The organism is Curtobacterium sp. MCLR17_045 (genome assembly GCF_003234405.1).
Classification (GTDB): Bacteria; Actinomycetota; Actinomycetes; order Actinomycetales; family Microbacteriaceae; genus Curtobacterium; species Curtobacterium flaccumfaciens.
The window spans coordinates 1-21,152 of sequence record NZ_QKTB01000034.1; the positions used below are offsets into that span (position 1 = coordinate 1).

Sequence of the window (21,152 nt, forward strand, 5' to 3'; positions counted from 1 at the left end):
ACCCCCACCCCCGAGGCGCAGCCCACGACCGACGAGGTCACGCCGAACGAGACGCCGATCAACGTGTACGTCGATGGAGCCGCGGACGCGATCGGTCAGCCGGGACAGCGGTTCGAGACGTCGATCTTCAACGTCAAGAACGTGAGTGGCTTCACGATCCCGAGCCGTTCGCTCGACTTCCACTGGACCATCACCGGCCCCGCAACCTTCACACGCGGACGACCGCCGTTCTCCGTGGCGAACTCCGGCACGGCGAACGTTGCGAACTGCACGTTCACGTCCTCCACGCAGACCGACTGCCTCGGCGGGAACCCCCAGCCACTCAACACCGGAGGAGCGAACTTCAACCACATCCGGGTGCCGATCACCGTCGACGTTTCCGCTCTGCCGGGCGACGTCATCACGGTGCACGGCTCGTTCGCCCCGAACGCCGCCACCGACTACGTGAACTCGAGCGAGCAGACGACATCGACGTGGAAGGTCACCATCCCGCTGACCGCCGCCGTCATCGACGAGCCGACCGCAGCCGTCGGGCCGAAGCCGACCATCACCGGCCAGGGCGTCCCCGGTGGCACCGTCGACGTGGCCGTCGGTGACCGGGCGCCGGTGAACGTCCCCGTCGGCGATGACGGCACCTGGTCGCTCCCCGTCACCGAGGCGCTGTCGGAGGGGTCGGTCACCGTCACCGCCGTGCAGCACCGCAACGGCTTCACCGCCGACCCGACCACGGCGACCCTCGACGTCGACGCCACCGCCCCCGACGTCCCGATCGTCGACGACCCCGGCACCCTCGCCGACCCGACCGGACCCATCACCGGCACCGCCGAGCCAGGCGCCATCGTCATCGTCCGCGACCCCGCCGGCAACGAACTCGGCCGCGATCGTGCGAACGAGGCCGGCGACTTCTCCGTCCGTCTCGACGCACCGCTGCCCGAGGGTGCGACCGACCTCGTGGTCGTCGCCGCCGATGCGGTCGGCAACGAGTCCGGCCCGGCGACCGCGACCGCGGTCGTCCCGGACACCACCGCGCCCGATGCTCCGGTCGTCGAGCGCCAGGACCTCGCGACCCCGACCGGCCCGGTGGTCGGCACCGCCGAGCCCGGCTCCATCGTGATCATCCGCGACCGGGACGGCGACGAGATCGGGCGCGGCGAAGCCAATGACGACGGCGACTTCTCGGTCGAGTTGGACGAGCCACTGACCGAGGGCGACCACGGCCTGGAGGTCGTCGCGCAGGACGACGCCGGCAACGAGTCGGCTCCCTCGCCCGTGACCGTCACCGCACCCGACGTCACCGCACCCGACGCACCGACCAGCACGACCCCCGAGTTCCTCGCCGACGGCACCGGCCCCTTCACCGGGTCGGCCGAACCCGGTTCGACAGTGATCGTGCGCGACGCCGACGGCAACGAACTCGGCCGTACCGAGGCCCGCGACGACGGGCAGTTCACCGTCGTGCTCGACGAGCCGCTCGACGACGGCGCGCACGACCTCGAGCTCGTCGCGCAGGACGAGGCCGGCAACACCTCCGAGCCGACGCCGGTCACGGTGGACGTGGACGACGACGCTCCGAACGCACCGATCGTGACCGGACCGACCGACCTCGCTGACGGCAAGGGACCCATCACCGGGACCGCCGAACCGGGCTCGACGGTCATCATCCGTGACGAGGACGGCAACCAGATCGGCCGCGGCGAAGCCAACGACGACGGGGACTTCAGCATCGAGCTGGACGAGCCCCTCGACGACGGCGCCCACCACCTCGAGCTGATCGCCCAGGACGACGCCGGCAACGTCTCGACCCCCACCCCGGTCACCGTCGACGTCGACACCGAAGCACCCGACGCACCCGTCGTCACCAGCCCCAAGGACCTCGCTGACGGCAAGGGGCCCATCACCGGGACCGCCGAGCCCGGCTCGACCGTGATCATCCGCGACGAAGACGGCAACGAGATCGGCCGCGGCGAAGCCAACGACGACGGCGACTTCTCCATCGAGCTGGACGAGCCCCTCGACGACGGCGAGCACAAGCTCGAACTGATCGCGCAGGACAAGGCCGGCAATACCTCCGAGGAAACGAAGACCACGGTCGACGTCGACACCGATGCACCGGGAGCACCCGTCGTCACAAGCCCCAGCGATCTCGCTGACAGCAAGGGGCCCATCACCGGCACCGCCGAGCCCGGCTCCACGGTCATCATCCGTGACGAGGACGGCAACGAACTCGGCCGCGGCGAAGCCAACGACGACGGGGATTTCAGCATCGAGCTGGACGAGCCGCTCAACGACGGCGAGCACAAGCTGGAACTCGTCGCTGCAGACAAGGCCGGCAACGAATCTGGCCCGACCGACACCACGGTCGATGTCGACACCGAAGCCCCCATGGCCCCGGTCGTGACCAGCCCCAGCGATCTCGACAACGGCAAGGGCCCGATCAGAGGCACCGCCGAGCCCGGCTCGACCGTGATCATCCGTGACGAGGACGGCAACGAACTCGGCCGCGGCGAAGCCAACGACGACGGCGACTTCTCCATCGAACTCGATGAGCCCCTCGACGACGGCGAGCACAAGCTCGAACTCATCGCCCAGGACAAGGCCGGCAACGAGTCCAACCCGACCGACACCACGGTCGATGTCGACACCGAAGCCCCCATGGCCCCGGTCGTGACCAGCCCCTCTGACCTCGCTGACGGCAAGGGCCCCATCACCGGCACCGCGGAACCCGGCTCCACGGTCATCATCCGCGACGAGGACGGCAACGAGATCGGCCACGGCGAAGCGAACGACGACGGCGACTTCTCGATCGAGCTCGACGAGCCCCTGGATGACGGCGAGCACAAGCTCGAGCTGATCGCCCAGGATGACGCCGGCAACAACTCCGAGGAGACGAAGACCACCGTCGACGTCGACACGAAGGCACCGACGGCGCCCGTCGTCACCAGCCCGTCCGACCTGAGCGACGGCACCGGACCCATCACCGGGACCGCTGAGCCGGGCTCCACCGTGATCATCCGCGATGAAGACGGCAACGAGATCGGCCGCGGCGAAGCCAACGACGACGGCGACTTCAGCATCGAGCTGGACGAGCCCCTCGACGACGGCGAGCACAAGCTCGAACTGATCGCGCAGGACAAGGCCGGTAACGAGTCCGACCCGACCGACACCACGGTTGACGTCGACACTGAAACCCCCGACGCACCCGTCGTGACCAGCCCGTCCGACCTGAGCGACGGCACCGGTCCGATCAGCGGCACCGCCGAGCCGGGCTCCACTCTGATCATCCGTGACGAGGACGGCAACGAGATCGGCCGCGGCGAAGCCAACGACGACGGCGACTTCTCCATCGAACTCGACGAGCCGCTCGACGACGGCGAGCACCAGCTCGAACTCATCGCCGAAGACAAGGCCGGCAACAGCTCCGACGAGACGAAGACCACCGTCGACGTCGACACGAAGGCACCGACGGCACCGGTCGTGACCAGCCCGTCCGACCTCGCTGACGGCAAGGGTCCGATCAGCGGCACCGCCGAGCCGGGCTCCACTGTGATCATCCGTGACGAGGACGGCAACGAGATCGGCCGCGGCGAAGCCAACGACGACGGCGACTTCTCCATCGAACTCGACGAGCCGCTCGACGACGGCGAGCACAAGCTCGAACTCATCGCCGAAGACAAGGCCGGCAACGAGTCCAACCCGACCGACACCACGGTCGATGTCGACACGGAAGCCCCCACGGCACCGGTCGTGACCAGCCCCAAGGACCTCGACAACGGCAAGGGCCCCATCACCGGGACCGCCGAACCGGGCTCGACGGTCATCATCCGTGACGAGGACGGCAACGAGATCGGCCGCGGCGAAGCCAACGACGACGGCGACTTCTCGATCGAACTCGACGAGCCCCTCGATGACGGCGACCACAAGCTCGAACTCATCGCCCAGGACAAAGCCGGCAACACCTCCGAGGAAACGAAGACCACGGTCGACGTCGACACCAAAGCACCGGCAGCACCCGTCGTCACAAGCCCCAGCGATCTCGCTGACGGCAAGGGGCCCATCACCGGCACCGCGGAACCCGGCTCCACCGTCATCATCCGCGACGAGGACGGCAACGAGATCGGCCGCGGTGACGCCAACGACGACGGCGACTTCTCCATCGAACTCGACGAGCCGCTGACCGATGGCGACCACAAGCTCGAACTCATCGCCCAGGACAAGGCCGGCAACGAATCCAACCCGACCGACACCACGGTCGACGTCGACACGGAAGCCCCCACGGCCCCGGTCGTCACCAGTCCCAGCGACCTCGACAACGGCAAGGGACCCATCACCGGGACCGCCGAGCCCGGCTCCACCGTCATCATCCGCGACGAAGACGGCAACGAGATCGGCCGCGACACCGCGGACGAGAACGGCGACTTCGAGATCGCCCTCGACGAGCCGCTCATGGACGGGGCGCACGACCTCGAGCTCATCGCGCAGGACAAGGCCGGCAACACCTCCGACGAGACGAAGACCACGGTCGACGTCGACACCGAGGCCCCGGCGGCACCCGTCCTCGAGGCGTTCGACGACATCGTCGGCGGCACCGGCATCGTCCGGGGCTCCGCCGAGCCCGGCTCGACGGTCGTGATCCGCGACGCCGACGGCCGCGAGATCGGCCGTGGGACCGCCGACTCCGACGGGCGGTTCGCCTTCCGGACGACGGTTCCCCTGGAGCCGGGAGCGCACCTGCTGTCGGTCGTCGCCGTGGACCGCTTCGGTCACGTCTCACCGGGCTCGAGCATGCTCGTCACCCTCGTCCCCGAGAGCGAAGAGGGCGAGAACGACGAGAACGACAACGGGGCCGGAACGGGAATCGCGTTCCCGGGGATCGTGGCCCCGGGCACCGGCCCGCAGCTCGGCTCGACCGACGATCGCACCGCACCCGCTCCGAAGACCGACGGAGCCAGCACCACCGGCACCGGCACCGGCACCACCAACCGTGAGCTCGCGTTCACCGGCGTCGAGCTCGGCGGCTGGCTCGCCGCCGCGCTGACCACGCTCGGACTCGGCGCCGTCCTGCGCCTGCTCGCGCGCCGACGCCAAGGCGACGTGCGCGGCGACTGAGCCCCGGACTGCGGACTGGAGGCCCGGATCACGTACCCGACGAGGGGACGCGATCCGGGCCTCCCGGCTGTCACGGCGCTGCAGCGCCCGAGCGCTCAGCCCTCGGTCTGCAACGGCTCCTTCGGCAGCTTCCGCACCTTCGCACGCCGCTTCCGACGCTCCGGGATCATCGACCGCATCTCCTCGAGCTTGCCGAAGCAGAGCAGGCGGTCGCCCGGCGCGAGGGCGACGCCACTGCGCGGGTTCGGGATGACGTTCGAGCCGCGGTGCAGCGTGAGGACCGTGATGTCGCGGTCCCAGAGCCCGGACTCCTTGATCGTCTTGCCGACCAGGTCGGCGTTGGTGTGCACGAGGAGCTCGGCGACGCCGTAGCCGGTCGAGACGGACAGCCGCTGGCGGACGTCGATCTCGGGGAACGCGACCTGGTTCGCGATGAAGTCGACGATCGCACCGGCGATGTCGAGGCCGGTGGCACGCTCGACGCCCTCGAGCCCTGGCGAGGAGTTGACCTCCATCACGAGCGGCCCGTCGTTGCCCTCGAGCATGTCGACGCCGGCGACCTTGAGGCCCATGATCTGCGCCGAGCGCACGGCCACCGCCTCGTACTCGGGCGAGAGCGTGACCTTCTCGACGGTGCCGCCGCGGTGCACGTTGGAGCGGAACTCGTCACCCGAGGCGGTCCGGCGCATCGCCGCCACGACCCGGTCACCGACGACGAGGGCCCGGATGTCACGACCGCGGCTCTCGGCGATGAACCGCTGGATCAGGACGTTCTGCTTGGTGGAGTGCAGGGTCTCGACGATCGACTCGGCCACCTTCGCCTCGGGTGCCAGGATCACGCCGATGCCCTGCGTGCCCTCGAGGAGCTTGATGACGACGGGCGCGCCGCCGACCCGTTCGATCGCGCCGCGCACGTCGTTGCGCCCGGCCACGAAGGTCGTCGCCGGCATGCCGATGTCGTGCCGCGACAGGATCTGGTTCGCCCGGAGCTTGTCGCGTGAGTTCGTGATGCCGTTCGCCGTGTTCGGCGTGTACACGTCCATCTGCTCGAACTGGCGCACCACGGCGGTGCCGTAGTAGGTGATCGAGTTGCCGATGCGCGGCAGCACCGCGTCGTAGTCGCTCAGCAGCTTGCCGCGGTAGAGCAGGTCCGGGTCGTCGCCGGACAGGTCGATCGCGAAGCGCAGGGTGTTGAGCACCTTGACCTCGTGACCGCGGTCGAGTGCCGCTGCGCGGAGGCGCTGGGTCGAGTACGCCTGGGGCGCGCGCGACAGGATGGCGAGTTTCATCGAGGGGTTCTCCGCTGGGTCGGATCGACGGCGACGCTCCATCAAAGCATGCGGACGTGGCCACGGAGCATGCGACAGGATGGGCACATGGCCCGAGCTCCGAAGTCCTCCGACAGCGGGCTCGTCGTCGCCGGGTGGCGGGAGTGGGCGGGACTGCCGGACCTCGGCGTGCCGTGGATCAAGGTGAAGCTCGACACCGGCGCCCGGAGCTCCGCGTTGCACGCCTTCGACCTCGAGGAACTGCCCGGCGAGCGGGTCCGGTTCTCGCTGCACCCCTGGCAGGACACCGATGCCGACGCCTCCACCATCGAGTGCGACGTGCACGACCGGCGCATCGTCCGCAGCTCGACCGGGCACACCCAGGAGCGCATCGTCGTCCGCACGCGGATCGCGTTGGCCGGGCAGGTCGTCGAGTCCGAGGTCACCTTGAGCAACCGGGACCAGATGGGGTTCCGGATGCTCGTCGGTCGCGAGGCGCTCCGGCAGGGCTTCCTCGTCGATCCTGCACGGTCCTTCATGGCCGGGCGGGCTCCGAAGGAGATCCGGCGCCGCAACCGCGGTCGCGCCTGAGCGCTCCTGGGCACGCGGCACGGGCCGTTGCGGTGACCGGTCGACGGCCTGGAGGCGCGGTGCGGGGCCGCCACGGGCCTCCCGTCCGCCTGGACGCGCGTCCAGGGCGCGGGCCCGGTCAGTGACCGAGGTGGCGGCCGAGGAAGGCGAGCTGCCGGGGCGCCAGGCGGCGCCAGTAGCCGTGCGTGTGGGCGCCGGGTGCGAATCCTCCGGCCGGAGGCGTGTCGAAGCCGTCGACGTAGGTGTGCACCGCCGGCGCGAACCCGTCACCGTTGCCGCAGTCGACGCGGACGGCGACACCGTCCAGGGCGCGCTGCCGCCCGAGGACCGTGTTCGCGCGGAAGTCGGCGGCGTCGTCGAAGGCGCCGCGGGCGGTGTCGGCGGCCGACTTCCAGAGCGCGGGGCTGATGGCCGAGACGGCCCGGACGCGCGAGGCGCCGAGGACTCCGCCGAGCCGGAGGGCGCCGAAGCCACCCATCGAGTAGCCGGTCAGGGCGAGGCGGTCCGTGTCGAAGCCGCGGCGGGCGATCAGGGGCAGGAACTCGTCGACGACCATCGCGGCGGGGTCGTCCCCGTCGGCTCGTGGGTGCCAGTAGCGGTTGCCGCCGTCGATCGAGGCGATCGCGAACGGTGCTCCGCCGTCGGCGACGTGCGCTGCGAGGAACCGGTCGTAGCCCAGGCTCCGCCCGAAGAACGAGGTGTGGTCGTCGCCGTAGCCGTGCAGGGCGACCGCCACCGGCAAGGGGGTGTCGGACGCCGGTGCCGCGATCGTCCACCCGACGGTGCGGCCCTTCCGCGCTGCCGACACGAAGGTGCCGGAGGCGGTGGGAACCGCCTCGACGTCGGGGACCGTGCCGTCGGTGCCGTCCAGACCGAGGACCCGGTACAGGGTCGAGCGCCCGGGCAGCAGGCCGAGGTTGATCCCCTCGGCCACGGCTCCCGCGGCGACGACGCCCGTGCCACCGATCAGCAGGGAACGGCGGGTGACCGTGGCAGCACGCGATCGGGTCATGTGGTGGGCGCCGTTCCGTCTGGGGTGTGTTCCCGGATGAGGGACGCGGCGACGGACCGTGCCGTCGTCGTGTCGAGCGCGGGGTCGCGCAACCGCATCGCAAGGTAACCGGAGACGATGAGCAGCAGCTGGTCGCCGAGGACCTCGGCACGGGGACCGACCACCGGCACCGCCTGTGCCACGAGCCGCCGGCGCAGGGTGGTGGTCTCGAGGTCCAGGACCTGCCGGACCTCGGCGGGGGCGTCGGCGTACTCGGCGGCGGTGCCGAGGAAGGCGCACCAGCGGGAGCCCGTGGGCGTCGAGCGGTAGTCGTCGAGGGCGTCGAACACCGCCAGGAGTCGGCCCAGGTCGTCCCGTTCGGCGGCGACCGCACGGTCCCAGGTGGCGATCCAGTCCTCGTGGCGACGGGTGAGGGCCGCGGCGACCAGGGACTCCTTGCTCGCGTAGCCGCGGTACAGGGTGGCCGTCGAGACCCCGGCCCGTTCGAGGACGGCGTCGATCGGGGTGGCGGCGATGCCCTGTGAGAAGAAGAGCTCCTCGGCGGCGTCGAGCAGCCGTTGCTCGGTCCCTGGGCGCATCACCATGAGAGCACCCTAGGCTCTGAAAAGTGAAACGATCGTTTTCGTTACGACATCGTCTGCTCCTGGTGAGCGGGCTCGGCCTGATCGCCGCCACCTACGGCCTGGTGCGCCTGGCGTACGGGCTGTTCCTGCCCGACGTGCAGCGCGACCTGGGGCTCCGGTCCGACGCCGCCGGGTGGGTATCGTCGGGTGCCTCGGCGCTCTACTGCGTCGGCGCGGTGGCCGGGTTCGTGCTCGCCGCACGGATGCCCCGGGTGCTCGTCACGGTCGCGACCCTGGTGGCGGGGGTCGGTGCGATCGCCATGGCGACGGCCGGCGGCTCGCTGGCGTTCGGCGTCAGCGCCGTGCTCGCGTCGGCAGGTGCCGGACTCGCGTCGCCCGCCCTCGTGCGGATCGTCGCCGAGCAGGTGCCGTCGGCGCTGCTCGGTCGAGCGCAGGCGATCGTGAACGCCGGCACCGGCCCCGGGCTCGTGGGCGCCGGGGCGCTCGCCCTCGTGCTGCTGCCCGACTGGCGGACGGCCTGGGCGGTGTCCGGGGTGTTCGCCCTGGCCGTCGGAGCGCTGCTGCTCGTGGTGTCCCGCGGCGGGACTGCCGCGTCCCGGTCACCGCTGCCCGGCACCCCGTGGTTCGCGGCGCACCGAGGGGTGCTCGTGCTGGCGCTGCTGTTCGGAGCGGGGTCTGCCGTCGTCTGGACCTACGGACGTTCGGCGCTGGTGGAGGCCGGTGCGTCGGTCGTCGTCTCGGTGTCGGCATGGATCGCGCTCGGGATCGGCGGAGCGGCCGTCGTGGTCACCGCGCGTTGGACGAACGGACTGCGCGCCCGGACGCTCTGGGCGGTCACGGCGGGGTCGGTCGCCGTCGCCGTCGTGGTGCTGGGGGCAGCGCCGCAGTCGACGGTCGCGGCACTGCTGGCGTGTGCCGTGTTCGGCTGGGGCTACACGGCGGCGACCGGGGCGCTGATCGCGTGGACGACCGAGATCGATGCCGAGCGGTCGTCGGCGGGCACGTCGATGCTGTTCGTCGCACTCGTGCTCGGGCAGGCCGTCGGCGCTGCGGGTGCCGGAGCGCTGGTCGGTGCGATCGGGTTCGTGGTGACGTTCGTGGTCGGGGCAGGTGCGACCGCGGCGAGCGCCGTCCCTGCGGTGGTCCGCCGGCCGGGTGGGGTCCGTGCCGTCAGAGCAGCGGGCGGAGCTCGATCTTCCGGTTGCACGCCTGCGACGCCTGGTGTGCCACCCGGGCAGCAGTCTCGGGGTCGGGGAGGTCCATGACCCAGAACCCGGCGACGTACTCGTCGGCGCTCGTTGCGGGCCCGGTCGTGGCGGGCCCGGGCGTTGCGTCGGTCGCGCCCTCGCGGGCGTCGACCACGGTGGCGTCAGCGGGTGCGGAGACCCCGGCGGCGAACACGATCACGTCGGCCATCCGTTGGTTGAAGGCATCGACCGCGGCGGCTTCGGCGTCGGTCGCGGAGTACGTGTTGCCGACGGCGGCGGCCTGGCCGTCGTCGATGACGTTGACGAGGAACTGCATGGCGTCTCCCCTGCTCGTTGGCGGGAGGCTACTCCTGCCGCGCACCGACCGACGCGTTCGGTGCGAAGCTGCTGTTCCGCTGGGACATCCGCGGACGCGGCAGTTTCACGTTTACCATCTGTGAACATGAACACTTCCACTCGAGGAGCTGCAGCCGGGACTCGCCTCCGGCACGGGCGCGGTTGGCAGACACCGGTGTTCCTCTGCAGTGCCGCCGTGGTCGCGTCCTTCGTGTTCGTGGTCGAGGGGCTGGATGCCCCGCGGCTGCCGATCCTCACGGTCGCCGCGGTCGTCGTCGTCGTGCTCTGGCTCGTCGCGAGTACCCGGCGGGTCGTCCCCCGCGGCGGCAACCGACTGATGACCGTCGCCTGGGTCGCAACCGGTGTCCTGTACGTCCTCGTCGTCGCACCGCTCGATGCCGCGCTGCTCCGAGGACTCGACGGGTCGACGTCGGTGCTGGCGTGGGGAGTGACCTCGCTCGTCGTCGCAGCGCCACTCGTCGTGGCGGCGGTGCAGGCTCGGCCGAGGCGTCGATGACGAGCGGCTCCCACCCTCGGCACGAACTCGACGATCGGATCCACTCGCCGGTGCGGTTCTCACTGCTCGCGCTGCTCAGGACGGTGGACGAAGCGGAGTTCGGTGTCGTCCGGGACGCACTCGAGGTCAGCGACTCAACGCTGTCCCAAGCAGCGGCGACCCTGGGAGAGGCGGGTTTCCTCCGCGTCCGCAGACTCCGCGTGGGGCGGAGCACGAGGAGCTGGCTCGCCCTCACCGACGCAGGACGAGATGCGTTCGAGCGGCACTTCGCCGTCATCCGGGCGATCGCCGAGCCCGCTGGGTGACCAGAGCACCGTGACGCGAGCGGATGCCGAGCAGTCCAGCGTGGTGGCGACATCGCACGGGGATTCCGCTAGCGTTTCGCGAGTGGGGACGACGGCGGAGTGGTCGCGACTGCCGGTGGGGCGGCACGAGTACCGGCAGGACACGGTGCTCGCAGTTGTGCTGGCCGGTGGGCTCGCGGTCACGACGTTCCTGTACGGGTCGGCCGGTACGTACGGTGACGACCAGGCCGCCTGGTGGGTCTCCGCGCTGATGATCGTCGCGAACGCCGCCCCGATCGCGTTCCGCCGACGGTTCCCGATGTCGGTGGCCCTGGTGTCGGCGCTGGCATTCGCCGCGACGCAGCTGCTCCAGGTGCCCGAGGTCTTCCTCGTCAACTTCACGCTCTTCATCGCGCTGTACACGGTGGGCGCGTGGTGCTCCGACCGGGTGCGGGCCGAAGCGGTGCGCTGGGTCGTCATCGGCGGCATGTTCGCGTGGCTGTTCGTCGCGATCTCGTTCGGGTGGGCGTCGCCGAACGCTCTGCCGAACGACACGGACTCCCCCGTGGCGCCCTACGTCGCGATCTCGCTGCTCAACATCGTCATCAACGTGATCTACTTCGGCGCGGCCTGGTACGCCGGCAACCGCGCCTGGGTCTCCGCAGTGGCCCGGCACCAGCTCGCCGAACGCACCGCCGAACTCGCCGCCGAGCGGGAGCGGTCCGCGGCACAGGCCGTCACGATCGAACGGGTACGGATCGCTCGCGAGCTGCACGACGTGGTCGCCCACCACGTCTCGCTGATGGGGGTGCAGGCGGGTGCTGCACGGCGCGTGATCGACCGCGACCCCGCGCAGGCCACCGCCTCGCTCGGGGTGGTCGAGGAGAGCGCCCGCACCGCGGTGGAGGAACTCCGGCGGATGCTCGGCACCCTGCGCTCGGACGACGACGCGTCCGGCCTCGGGGCGGCCGGTGGCGACGGCCCGAGCACCGAGGGCATCACGCGGATCGCTGAGCTGGCCGATTCCGCCCGGGTGGCGGGCCACCCCGCCGAGTACGTCGTCGTGGGTGACGAGCGCCCGGTGCCGCCGACGGTGGCCGCGGTGGCGTACCGGATCGTGCAGGAAGCGGTGACGAACATCCTCAAGCACGCCGGCCCGACCGCCCGCGCCGACGTCCGGCTGCGGTACCTGGACGACGGCGTCGAGGTGGAGGTCACCGACGACGGGCTCGGTGCCCGTGCTGCCCGGAGCACCTCCGGCAGCGGCCTCGGACACGTCGGGATGCGGGAACGCGTCGCCGCCGTGGACGGACGGATCGAGATCGGGCCACGAGCCCGGGGAGGCTACCTGGTGCGGGCATGGCTGCCGACGACCTGACCATCGTGCTGGCCGACGACCAGGAACTCGTCCGCGCCGGGTTCCGCGTGATCCTGGAGTCCGAGCCCGGGTTCCGGGTCGTGGGCGAAGCCGCGGACGGCGCCGGGGCGGTCGAGGCCGTGCAGCAGCTCCGTCCGGACGTGGTCTGCCTCGACGTGCAGATGCCGGGCGTCGACGGGCTCGAGGCCGCGCGACGGATCGCGGCGCTGCCGGACCCGCCGGCGGTGCTCATCCTCACGACGTTCGACAGCGACGACGCACTGTTCCAGGCGCTCGAGGCGGGAGCGAGCGGGTTCCTGTTGAAGAACGCCTCCCCCGAGCGGCTGATCGACGCCGTGCGGACCGTCGCCGCCGGGGACGCACTGCTCGCGCCGGACGTCACGCGTCGGGTGATCAGCCGGGCGACGGCATCGGCTGCGGTGCAGCCCTTGGCGACCACCGCCGCGACGACCGACACGACTGCCACGACGGGCGACGACGCACTCACCGTGGCCGGGCTCACCGAGCGGGAGACCGAGGTGCTGCGGCTCCTGGCCCGGGGCCTGAGCAACGCGGAGATCGCCGGCGAGCTCTACGTCGGGGACGCCACCGTGAAGACCCACGTGTCGAACGTGCTGCAGAAACTCGCACTGCGCGACCGGATCCAGGCCGTCGTCTGGGCGTTCGAGCACGGCGTCGCCGGCTGACCGAGCCGAGCAGAAGCCGCACGAGCCGAACAAGCCCGCACGGTGCCGGGTTCGCAGACATGGCCGCACCGTGCGCCTTCGTTCAACCCGTGCAGCGTTGACCGCACCGTGCCGCGCCACCACAACGCACCGTGCAACCAAACCCGCACCAGCCCAACAAGCCCGCACCGTGCCCACCACCGCACCCCACGCCCGCACCGTGCGCCTTCGCTCAACTCGTGCGGCCCTGACCGCACCGTGCGCCGCCACAACGACGCACCGAGCGACCAAACCCGCACGAGCCGAACAAGCGCGCACCGTGCCGACCCGCACCCAGCGCGCACCCGGGCCGACGCGCGCTCCTCCCCCACGCGGTGGAGCCGACCACCCACCCAAGTCCCGCCTGGCGGCGGAGGCGGGGCGTGCCTCCCGGCCAATAGCGTCGGACGCAGCGACGACCAGCGTCGCGACGAAGGGGAACGACATGCTCACCATCGAAGGGGTGACCAAGCACTTCGGCGACCGCCGGGTGCTCGACGACGTGGGGTTCACGGTCGGCAGCGGCCGCCTCACCGGCTTCGTCGGCGGCAACGGTGCCGGCAAGACCACCACCATGCGCATCATGCTCGGCGTGCTCCAGGCCGATGCGGGCACGGTCTCGATCGACGGCACCGCGGTCCGTCCCGCCGACCGCCGCCGCTTCGGCTACATGCCCGAGGAACGCGGCCTGTACCCGAAGATGCCGGTGGCCGAGCAGATCACCTACCTGGCCCGGCTGCACGGCGTCGACAAGCGCGCCGCGACGACCCGCACCGGCGAGCTGCTCGAACGCCTCGAACTCACCGCACACGCCGGCGACCCCGTCGAGAAGCTCTCGCTCGGCAACCAGCAGCGCGTGCAGATCGCAGCGGCGCTGGCACACGACCCCGAGGTGCTCGTGCTCGACGAGCCGTTCTCAGGCCTCGACCCGATGGCCGTCGACACGGTGCTCGGTGTCCTGCGCGAGACCGCGGCCCGGGGCGTCCCGGTGCTGTTCTCGAGCCACCAGCTCGACGTGGTCGAGCGGCTGTGCGACGACGTCGTCGTCATCGCCGGTGGCACGATCCGCGCCGCCGGTCCGCAGGAGGAACTCCGCAAGCAGGCGGGCCCCGCCGCGTGGGAGCTGCTGGTCGACGGGGACGTCGCCTGGCTCCGCGACGAGCCGGGTGTGGCCGTACGGGAGTTCGACGGCGGGTACGCGGTCTTCGAAGCCGACGCCGCCACCGCCCAGCGTGTCCTGCAGCGCGCCGTGCAGCACGGCACCGTCGGGTCGTTCTCGCCGCGGGTGCCGCGGCTCAGCGAGGTCTTCCGGGAGGTCGTCCGATGAACAACTCCTTCGTGCAGGCCGTGCGGCTCGTCTCCGCACGTGAGATCCAGGCACGCATCCGCAGCAAGGCCTTCGTGGTCTCGGCGCTCATCCTTATCGGCATGGTCGTCGCATCGATCGTCGTCGGCGGGATCGTGAGCAAGGCCACCGCCGACGACACCACCCCGGTCGCGGTCGTCGACGGCGTCTCGCTGCCGACGACGAGCGGGCTCGACGTCACGAAGTCGGCATCGGTCGACGACGCCGAACGGCTCGTGACCAAGGGCGACGTCGACGCGGCGATCGTGCCGTCGGACGACCCGCTCGGCTACAAGGTCGTCGGGCTCGACGAGGCACCGTCCGAGGTCGTCTCGGCGTTGAGCGTCACCCCGCGCATCGAGTTGCTCGACCCGGACGCGTTGCCGGGTGGCCTGGTGTACCTCATCGCCATCGCGTTCGGCGTCGTGTACTTCGCGTCGGCGGTGACGTTCGGCCAGTCGATCGCGCAGAGCGTCGTCGAGGAGAAGTCGACACGGGTGGTCGAGATCCTGATGTCCGCGATCCCGGCAAGGGCGCTGCTCGCCGGCAAGGTCCTCGGCAACAGCATCATGGCCTTCGCGCAGATCGTCGCGGTGGCCGTCGCCGCCATCGTCACGTTGGCGGTGACCGGCCAGGACAACATGTTCGCGATGCTCGGCCCGAGCATCCTGTGGTTCATCGGCTTCTTCGCGATCGGGTTCGTGCTCCTGGCGTCGCTGTTCGCCGCGGCGGCCGTGCTGGTGTCACGCCAAGAGGACGTCGGCAGCGTCACCACCCCGGTGATGATGCTCGTGATGATCCCGTACTTCCTGATCATCGTCGCGTACAACAACCCGACGATCCTCGGCATCATGTCGTACGTGCCGTTCAGCGCTCCGATCGGCATGCCCATGCGGATCTTCCTGGGGACCGCCGAGTGGTGGGAGCCGATCCTGTCGCTCGTCATCGTCGCCGCTTCGGTGGTCGCGGTCGTGGTCATCGGCGCCCGCGTCTACGAGAACGCCCTGCTCCGCACCGGCAGTCGCGTGAAGCTGTCGGAGGCACTGCGCGGCTGATGCCGCCTGCCGGGCAGACCCGGCAGACCCGGACTGGAGGCCCGCCCCACGTGAGCAGATCTGCTCACGCGGGGCGGGCCTCCAGTCCGTTGCCCGGCGCCGGTCAGGCGGTCAGGGTCGCGAAGGCGGACCGGTGCCAGACCAGCGGGTTGTGCGCGAAGTCGGACATGAGTCCGAGCACCCGGAGCACCACGATGTCGTGGTCGCCGGCCGGGTAGGTGTGCTCGACCGAGCACTCCAGCCAGATCGGGGCCCCCTGCAGGAACACCGCACCCGTCTCGGCGACCGTCGTGTCGACACCGACGAAGCGGATCGACTTGTCACGCGAGGCGAGCTGCCGGGTGACCTGCGCGTGCCCCTCACCGAGGATCGAGACACCGATCGTGCCGGCGTCCCGGAGCACCGGCCACGTGGTCGACGTGTGCTGCACCGCGAACATCACGAGCGGCGGGTCCTGCGAGACGCCGACCGTGAACGAGGACGCCACGAGCACGGTCGGTTCGCCGTCCACGACGGCGGAGAGCGCGGCGACGCCGCACGGGAACCCGGAGAACGCCTGCTTGAGCGCGGACAGGTCCGGGGCCTCGGTGGAGTAGGGGCTGATCATGACGCGGTTCCTTCCTGGTGGACGGCGGCCGCACCGAGGACGACGTCCTGCCAGCGGGCGAGCCACACGTCGGTCGATGCGGGGTCCGAGTACTGCTTGTCGTTGAGGTACAGGGCGGGTGCGACGACGGTCGCGCCGAGTTCGACCAGCACCGGTTTGAGGAAGACCTCGGGGGCGAGGGCATGAGCCGGGCCGGCGCCGAGCATGAGCGGCACCGCGACGACACCGGCGAGTCCGTCGCCGGTACCGAACTGGTCGAGGAACAGCTTGAGCACGCCGGTGTACGTCGCCTTGAACGTCGGCGACGCGACGACGACGAGGTCCGAACCGGCGACGGTCCGGACGGCGTCCGACACGGCGGCGTCACCCCAGCCGAGCAGGCCGGCACCGAGGTCGATGACGTCGACGACGTGGTCGGGGGCGCGGCCGGTGAGCCGTTCGAGCACGACCGTCGCGGCGTCGAGCGTCCGTGAGGCCGGCTTGGGGTTGCCGGCGACGACGGTGGTGATCATCGGGGTGCTCCTGTCGGTGGGCGGGTGGTGGGTGCGGGGGTGTTCGTGGAGCGTGTGGTTCGTGCAGCGGGTCGTTGGTGCAGTCCACCGCTCGTTCGTTTCGCCGCCGTGCCGCGTCCGTATCGGGTGGGTTACGCCAGCTGCGCCTGCCCCGTGGCACCCGAATGTCCCGGTCAGCGGGGCTGCGCGTCCGGGTCTCCCGGCCATTCCGCCAGGCACGGTCCTCGCTGACCGCGCCGAATTGTGAGAGCGCCGTTTCCGGAAGTCGCCTCGGATGGGTCCGGCGTGTTTCGCCCCGCCGTCGCCGGCCCGTCACCGCCCGGATCCGCCCCTGCTCGCGGGTCGGTGGCGCAGTCGTCCGCCCCGGATCGGCGGGGCGGACGCCCCTCGGCGTCGGGCGCCGCAGGTGGCCTAACACCAGCGAAACAAACGCCTAACAGGACCGTTACCGGGCGACCGCCTGCCGGTGCCCCGCGGCCGTTACATTCGCATCAGCCCCACTGCAGCGGCCGGCGTCACCGGCGATCCGCCGCCCCGCCGCCGCCCGGTCCGGCTCCCTGCACGTCCTGCCCCGCTCCGCGGGGCCTTCGTCGTACCCGCCGCAGCTCCCCCGTCCCCGCTCCGGCTCCCCGTCCCCGCACCTTCCCTGCTCCACCCGTCCAGGAGGTCCCCGACCGATGTCGTCCCCCGCACCGTCCCGAACGCGTCCGTCGCGTCCCGCGCTCCTCGCCGCCGCACTCGCCGGCGTGCTGCTGCTGTCCGCCTGCTCCGCCACCTCGACCGCGTCGACGAGCTCCGGTGACGACACCGCCGGTGTCGAGCACGCCACGAGCCAGATCAAGGCCGCCAGCGTCGACCCCGAGTTCACCTTCGAGGGCGCTCGCTTCGACATGTCGGGCATCGCCGGCAAGACGATCTTCAACATCCCGAACTCGTCCGCCGTCCCCTTCATCACCGCGGTCGACGAGGCCGGCGAGAAGGTCGCCGAGCAGTACGGCGCGAAGTGGATCGAGTACACGAACCAGGGCACGCCCACCGAGCACTCCGCCGGCATCGACCAGGCGATCAGCCGCGGAGCCGACATCATCGTGCTGGCGCAGGGCGTCAACGGCGAACTGATCGTCCCGGCGCTGAAGCGTGCGAAGGCAGCGGGGATCCCCGTGCTGATCAGTCACACCTACCAGACCGGGCAGGCGCTGCCGGACCAGCTGCAGGACCTCGTCGCCGCGCAGGTGACCGCCCCGTTCCACGAAGCCGCCAAGCTCAACGCCGACTGGGCCATCAAGGAGACCAAGGGCCAGGGCGACGTCCTCATCATCACGTCGTCCGAGGTGCCGCCGTCCGACGGCATCGTCAAGGCGATGCAGGACGAGTTCGAGGCGCAGTGCGACGGCTGCAAGGTGAAGGTGACGAACGTCCCCGTCGCCGACTGGGCGACGAAGATCTCGTCGACCGTGCAGTCCGCCGTGCAGTCCGACCCGAACCTCGACTACGTCCTGCCGGTCTACGACTCGATGACGCTGTACGTCGAGGCCGGCGTGACCGCTGCCGGCAAGACCGGCCAGGTCTTCACCTCCTCGTACAACGGCACCCCCGCGGTGCTGAAGATCCTGCAGGAGGGCAGCGTCCTCACGATGGACATCGGCGAGAACATGGAGTGGCTCGCCTACGCGACGCTCGACCAGGCCGGCCGTGTCCTGACCGGCACGCCGATCATCGAAGACGGTGACGAGAAGACCCCGCTGAAGGTCTTCACGAAGGACAACGTCGACGAGACCGGCACGCCGCCGGCGCCGAGCAAGGGCTACGGCGACGCGTACAAGACCGGGTACGAAGCGATCTGGGGCGCGGCCGAGTGACCGCCATCCGGGAGGCACGGCTCGGCTCCGCATCGTCGGCTGCGGTCGTCGGGTCCGGTGCGGACACCGCATCCGGTGCGGCCACCGCATCCGGTGCGGACCCCGCGTCCGTCGCGGACACCGCGCCGGTCCTGCGGATCAGCGGGCTCACGAAGCGCTTCGGCGGGCTGACCGCACTCGACGACGTCGACCTCGAGGTCCTGCCGGGTCAGGTGCACGCACTGCTCGGCGAGAACGGCTCCGGCAAGTCGACCCTCATCAAGATCCTGTCCGGCACGTACGCGCCGGAGCCGGGCGCGACGATCGAGGTCCGAGGCGCCCGGCTGCCCCTGCCGGTGCCTCCCGGGTACTTCCGCCGCGTCGGGATCAGCTTCGTCCACCAGGACCTCGCACTCGTGCCGTCGCTCGGCGTGACCGAGAACCTGCGGCTCGCGACCGTGGTGGCCGGACGCGGACCCTTCGTCCGCTGGGGCGCCGAGCACCGTGCCGCGGCCGAGCTGTTCGCGCGGTACGGGGTCGACATCGACCCACGAGCCCGGATCGACGAACTCACCGACACCCAGAAGGCCCTCGTCGCGATCCTGCGGGCCGTCGCCGAGCTGGGCGACGACCGGGCGCTCATCGTGCTCGACGAGCCGACGGTCTTCCTGCCGAAGGAGGACGCCGACCTGCTGTTCCGCGTCGTGAAGGACCTCGTCGCGGACGGCCGCACCTCGGCACTGCTGGTGTCGCACGACATGTCCGAGGTCCTCCAGCACGCCGACCGGGTCACCGTCCTGCGGGCCGGCCGGATCCAGGCGCACCGGGACACCGCCACGACGACGGCGGACGAGCTCGTCTCCCTCATCGTCGGACGCGGACTGGACGGTCCCGCCGCCAGGACTCCGCGCCCGGCGACCACCGGCGACGCCGTCGTGACGGTGCGGGACCTCCGGGTCGGTGTCGTCGACGGCCTGTCGTTCGACGTCGCGGACGGCGAGGTCGTCGGCATCACCGGGCTCGCCGGCTCCGGTGTCGAGGACGTGCTGCCCGGCCTGTACGGCGCACGGCCCGCGACCGGCTCGCTCGCCGTGCGGTACGACGGGGCGACGCCCGCGCCGGTCGACCTGGCACGGGTGACGCCCGGCTCGTCGATCGCCCGCGGCGTCGTGTACGTCCCCGCGGACCGCAAGCGCGAGGGCGGGGCACTCACCCTGTCCGTCGAGCAGAACGTCACGCTCCCCGTCCTCGGGAAGCTCCGCGGACTGCTCGGCCTGTCGCCCGCAAGGGAACGCGCCCACGTCGCGGGACTCGTCCGCGACTACGACGTCCGGCCCGCCGACCCGGCCGCCCTGTTCGGGACACTGTCCGGCGGCAACCAGCAGAAGGCCGTCCTGGCCAAGTGGATGCAGGACGACCCGAGGCTCGTGCTGCTGCAGGAACCGACCCAGGGCATCGACGTCGGGGCCCGCGCCGCGATCTTCTCGATGCTCCGCCGGAGTGCGGAGCAGGGCGTCACGATCGTCTGCGCCTCCACCGACTACGACCAGCTCGCGCAGGTGTGCGACCGCGTCGTCGTGCTCGCCCACGGCCGCGTGCACGACGTGCTGACCGACGACCGCATCGACCGCGACGTCATCGCGGCTGCCGTCGTGGCGAGCCTCGTCGACGACGACGCCCCGGCGTCCCCCGCCGTGCCCTCCTCCCCCGATGCCTCCTCCGCAGTCAAGGAGAACGCCTGATGTCCACCACCGCCGACCCCGTCCTCGAGACCTCGATCGTCCGTCCGACCCGCCCGCGCTTCTCGTGGGGGCACACCGAGCGGTACGCGCTGCTCGGCGCCTGGCTCGTCATCGTCATCGCGTTCAGCATCGCGCTGCCCGACACCTACCCGACCCTCGGCAACCTGCAGAACATCCTCGGGTCCCAGTCGGTGCTGCTCATCCTGGCGCTCGGGTTCCTGTTCCCGCTCACCGCGGGTGAGTTCGACCTCTCCGGCGCTTCGACGATGTCGCTCTCTGCCATGACCATCGCCGTGCTCAACGCGAAGATGGACATCCCGCTCGTGCCCGCGATCGCCGCCGGCCTGGTCATCGGCGTCGTCGTGGGGCTGGTCAACGGCCTGCTCACCGTCGGGTTCCGCATCGACTCGTTCATCGTCACCCTCGGCACGTCGACGTTCATGATCGGGATCATCCAGTGGATGAGCGCGTCGTCGTCGGTGACGGGCATCGACCCGGCGCTCGTGCAGGCCACCGTCGGGTGGCGGGGCCTGGCGGGCCTGCCGCTCGCGTTCGTCTACGGGCTGGTCGCCACCGTCGTCGTCCTGGTCGTGCTGAGCGCCACCCCGGTCGGCCGGCGGCTGCTGTTCGTCGGGACCGGCCGCACCGTCGCCGAGCTCTCCGGGCTGAACGTGCGACGGCTGCGGGTCGGCGCGTTCGTCGGCGCGGGGCTCACCGCCGCGGTCGCCGGGGTCGTCTACGCCGGCACCCTCGGCGGCGCCGACCCGTCGAGCGGACAGTCGTTCCTGCTCCCCGCGTTCGCCGCCTGCTACCTCGGCGCGACCGCGATCGTCCCCGGCCGCTTCAACGCGATCGGCACCTTCATCGCCGTGTACTTCCTGTTCTCCGGAGTCGTCGGCCTGCAGATGCTCGGCGCCGACAACTTCGTGCAGCAGCTGTTCTACGGCGGCGCCCTCATCGTCGCCGTCGCCGTGTCGCAGACCATCCGGCGGCACTCCGTCGCGACCGCCGCCAAGGCCGCCGCGAAGCGTTCCTGACCCCGCTCCCCCGTTCGTCCCTCCCTCG

Annotated in this window: 18 protein-coding genes; 12 read left to right on the forward strand and 6 right to left on the reverse strand. The window is 71.1% G+C overall.

Features of this window, described 5'->3' with window-relative positions; genetic code table 11:
- The coding region (locus DEJ05_RS15715; RefSeq protein WP_258376172.1) for an Ig-like domain-containing protein at positions 1 to 5,106 on the forward strand (5,106 nt) is incomplete at its 5' end.
- Positions 5,107 to 5,201: 95 nt separating this feature from the next.
- On the opposite strand, the gene DEJ05_RS15720 is transcribed toward DEJ05_RS15715, so the two are convergent.
- Positions 5,202 to 6,395: a RimK family alpha-L-glutamate ligase gene (locus tag DEJ05_RS15720; RefSeq protein ID WP_111111024.1), complete on the reverse strand. Its 1,194-nt coding sequence runs from the start codon at positions 6,393 to 6,395 to the stop codon at positions 5,202 to 5,204.
- Between the two features lie 87 nt (positions 6,396 to 6,482).
- On the opposite strand from DEJ05_RS15720, the gene DEJ05_RS15725 reads away from it, so the two are divergent.
- Positions 6,483 to 6,965 (forward strand): RimK/LysX family protein, encoded by a 483-nt coding sequence (locus DEJ05_RS15725; protein ID WP_027465989.1) that lies wholly within the window; start codon positions 6,483 to 6,485, stop codon positions 6,963 to 6,965.
- A 118-nt stretch (positions 6,966 to 7,083) separates the two neighbouring features.
- Here DEJ05_RS15725 and DEJ05_RS15730 read toward each other — a convergent pair whose 3' ends face one another.
- Both DEJ05_RS15730 and DEJ05_RS15735 read right to left on the reverse strand, forming a co-directional pair.
- Entirely contained in the window at positions 7,084 to 7,977 is an 894-nt protein-coding gene (locus tag DEJ05_RS15730) for an alpha/beta hydrolase family protein (RefSeq protein ID WP_111110992.1), read from the reverse strand.
- Complete coding sequence (locus DEJ05_RS15735; protein WP_111040120.1) at positions 7,974 to 8,561, reverse strand: TetR/AcrR family transcriptional regulator; 588 nt, start codon at positions 8,559 to 8,561, stop codon at positions 7,974 to 7,976. Before DEJ05_RS15735 ends, DEJ05_RS15730 begins: the two co-directional genes overlap by 4 nt.
- Positions 8,562 to 8,623: 62 nt before the next feature.
- On the opposite strand from DEJ05_RS15735, the gene DEJ05_RS15740 reads away from it, so the two are divergent.
- Positions 8,624 to 9,826, forward strand: a complete 1,203-nt coding sequence (locus tag DEJ05_RS15740) for an MFS transporter (RefSeq protein ID WP_220037039.1) — start codon at positions 8,624 to 8,626, stop codon at positions 9,824 to 9,826.
- Here the strand turns inward: DEJ05_RS15740 and DEJ05_RS15745 are convergent.
- Entirely contained in the window at positions 9,732 to 10,085 is a 354-nt protein-coding gene (locus DEJ05_RS15745; protein WP_111110996.1) for a YciI family protein, read from the reverse strand. The genes DEJ05_RS15740 and DEJ05_RS15745 overlap by 95 nt on opposite strands.
- Before the next feature lie 126 nt (positions 10,086 to 10,211).
- Here DEJ05_RS15745 and DEJ05_RS15750 point away from each other — a divergent pair, with 126 nt between their 5' ends.
- From DEJ05_RS15750 to DEJ05_RS15775, 6 genes are all read left to right on the forward strand, one after another.
- Positions 10,212 to 10,622: a hypothetical protein gene (locus DEJ05_RS15750; protein ID WP_146245123.1), complete on the forward strand. Its 411-nt coding sequence runs from the start codon at positions 10,212 to 10,214 to the stop codon at positions 10,620 to 10,622.
- The gene (locus tag DEJ05_RS15755; protein WP_111111000.1) at positions 10,619 to 10,927 is read left to right on the forward strand and encodes a transcriptional regulator; all 309 of its coding nucleotides are present in this window, start codon (positions 10,619 to 10,621) and stop codon (positions 10,925 to 10,927) included. Before DEJ05_RS15750 ends, DEJ05_RS15755 begins: the two co-directional genes overlap by 4 nt.
- An 82-nt stretch (positions 10,928 to 11,009) precedes the next feature.
- The gene (locus tag DEJ05_RS15760; protein ID WP_258376173.1) at positions 11,010 to 12,284 is read left to right on the forward strand and encodes a sensor histidine kinase; all 1,275 of its coding nucleotides are present in this window, start codon (positions 11,010 to 11,012) and stop codon (positions 12,282 to 12,284) included.
- Positions 12,266 to 12,970, forward strand: a complete 705-nt coding sequence (locus DEJ05_RS15765; RefSeq protein ID WP_111111002.1) for a response regulator transcription factor — start codon at positions 12,266 to 12,268, stop codon at positions 12,968 to 12,970. The genes DEJ05_RS15760 and DEJ05_RS15765 overlap by 19 nt, the downstream gene beginning before the upstream one ends.
- Before the next feature lie 463 nt (positions 12,971 to 13,433).
- A complete protein-coding gene (locus DEJ05_RS15770; RefSeq protein WP_071245065.1) occupies positions 13,434 to 14,315 on the forward strand; it encodes an ABC transporter ATP-binding protein in 882 nt (293 codons plus the stop codon).
- Entirely contained in the window at positions 14,312 to 15,388 is a 1,077-nt protein-coding gene (locus DEJ05_RS15775) for an ABC transporter permease (RefSeq protein ID WP_111111004.1), read from the forward strand. Before DEJ05_RS15770 ends, DEJ05_RS15775 begins: the two co-directional genes overlap by 4 nt.
- Before the next feature lie 103 nt (positions 15,389 to 15,491).
- On the opposite strand, the gene DEJ05_RS15780 is transcribed toward DEJ05_RS15775, so the two are convergent.
- Positions 15,492 to 15,995, reverse strand: a complete 504-nt coding sequence (locus DEJ05_RS15780) for a flavin reductase family protein (RefSeq protein ID WP_071405947.1) — start codon at positions 15,993 to 15,995, stop codon at positions 15,492 to 15,494.
- Positions 15,992 to 16,507: an NADPH-dependent FMN reductase gene (locus DEJ05_RS15785; protein WP_071405946.1), complete on the reverse strand. Its 516-nt coding sequence runs from the start codon at positions 16,505 to 16,507 to the stop codon at positions 15,992 to 15,994. The genes DEJ05_RS15780 and DEJ05_RS15785 overlap by 4 nt, the downstream gene beginning before the upstream one ends.
- Before the next feature lie 677 nt (positions 16,508 to 17,184).
- On the opposite strand from DEJ05_RS15785, the gene DEJ05_RS15790 reads away from it, so the two are divergent.
- From DEJ05_RS15790 to DEJ05_RS15800, 3 genes are read left to right on the forward strand one after another with little or no spacing between them, the layout of a single operon-like run.
- A complete protein-coding gene (locus DEJ05_RS15790) occupies positions 17,185 to 18,366 on the forward strand; it encodes a sugar ABC transporter substrate-binding protein (protein WP_071405945.1) in 1,182 nt (393 codons plus the stop codon).
- Positions 18,363 to 20,087: a sugar ABC transporter ATP-binding protein gene (locus tag DEJ05_RS15795; protein ID WP_111111006.1), complete on the forward strand. Its 1,725-nt coding sequence runs from the start codon at positions 18,363 to 18,365 to the stop codon at positions 20,085 to 20,087. The genes DEJ05_RS15790 and DEJ05_RS15795 overlap by 4 nt, the downstream gene beginning before the upstream one ends.
- Entirely contained in the window at positions 20,087 to 21,124 is a 1,038-nt protein-coding gene (locus DEJ05_RS15800; protein WP_071405943.1) for an ABC transporter permease, read from the forward strand. The genes DEJ05_RS15795 and DEJ05_RS15800 overlap by 1 nt, the downstream gene beginning before the upstream one ends.
- Positions 21,125 to 21,152: the final 28 nt, after the last annotated feature.

Excerpts from the sequence above, each read along its gene's own strand:
- DEJ05_RS15735 (WP_111040120.1), bottom strand. The coding sequence starts at position 8,561 with ATGGTGATGCGCCCAGGGACCGAGCAACGGCTGCTCGACGCCGCCGAG.
- DEJ05_RS15745 (WP_111110996.1), bottom strand. The coding sequence starts at position 10,085 with ATGCAGTTCCTCGTCAACGTCATCGACGACGGCCAGGCCGCCGCCGTC.
- DEJ05_RS15780 (WP_071405947.1), bottom strand. The coding sequence starts at position 15,995 with ATGATCAGCCCCTACTCCACCGAGGCCCCGGACCTGTCCGCGCTCAAG.
- DEJ05_RS15800 (WP_071405943.1), top strand. The coding sequence starts at position 20,087 with ATGTCCACCACCGCCGACCCCGTCCTCGAGACCTCGATCGTCCGTCCG.
- DEJ05_RS15755 (WP_111111000.1), top strand. The coding sequence starts at position 10,619 with ATGACGAGCGGCTCCCACCCTCGGCACGAACTCGACGATCGGATCCAC.
- DEJ05_RS15790 (WP_071405945.1), top strand. The coding sequence starts at position 17,185 with ATGTCGTCCCCCGCACCGTCCCGAACGCGTCCGTCGCGTCCCGCGCTC.
- DEJ05_RS15775 (WP_111111004.1), top strand. The coding sequence starts at position 14,312 with ATGAACAACTCCTTCGTGCAGGCCGTGCGGCTCGTCTCCGCACGTGAG.
- DEJ05_RS15770 (WP_071245065.1), top strand. The coding sequence starts at position 13,434 with ATGCTCACCATCGAAGGGGTGACCAAGCACTTCGGCGACCGCCGGGTG.
- DEJ05_RS15785 (WP_071405946.1), bottom strand. The coding sequence starts at position 16,507 with ATGATCACCACCGTCGTCGCCGGCAACCCCAAGCCGGCCTCACGGACG.
- DEJ05_RS15725 (WP_027465989.1), top strand. The coding sequence starts at position 6,483 with ATGGCCCGAGCTCCGAAGTCCTCCGACAGCGGGCTCGTCGTCGCCGGG.
- DEJ05_RS15730 (WP_111110992.1), bottom strand. The coding sequence starts at position 7,977 with ATGACCCGATCGCGTGCTGCCACGGTCACCCGCCGTTCCCTGCTGATC.
- DEJ05_RS15720 (WP_111111024.1), bottom strand. The coding sequence starts at position 6,395 with ATGAAACTCGCCATCCTGTCGCGCGCGCCCCAGGCGTACTCGACCCAG.
- DEJ05_RS15750 (WP_146245123.1), top strand. The coding sequence starts at position 10,212 with ATGAACACTTCCACTCGAGGAGCTGCAGCCGGGACTCGCCTCCGGCAC.
- DEJ05_RS15765 (WP_111111002.1), top strand. The coding sequence starts at position 12,266 with ATGGCTGCCGACGACCTGACCATCGTGCTGGCCGACGACCAGGAACTC.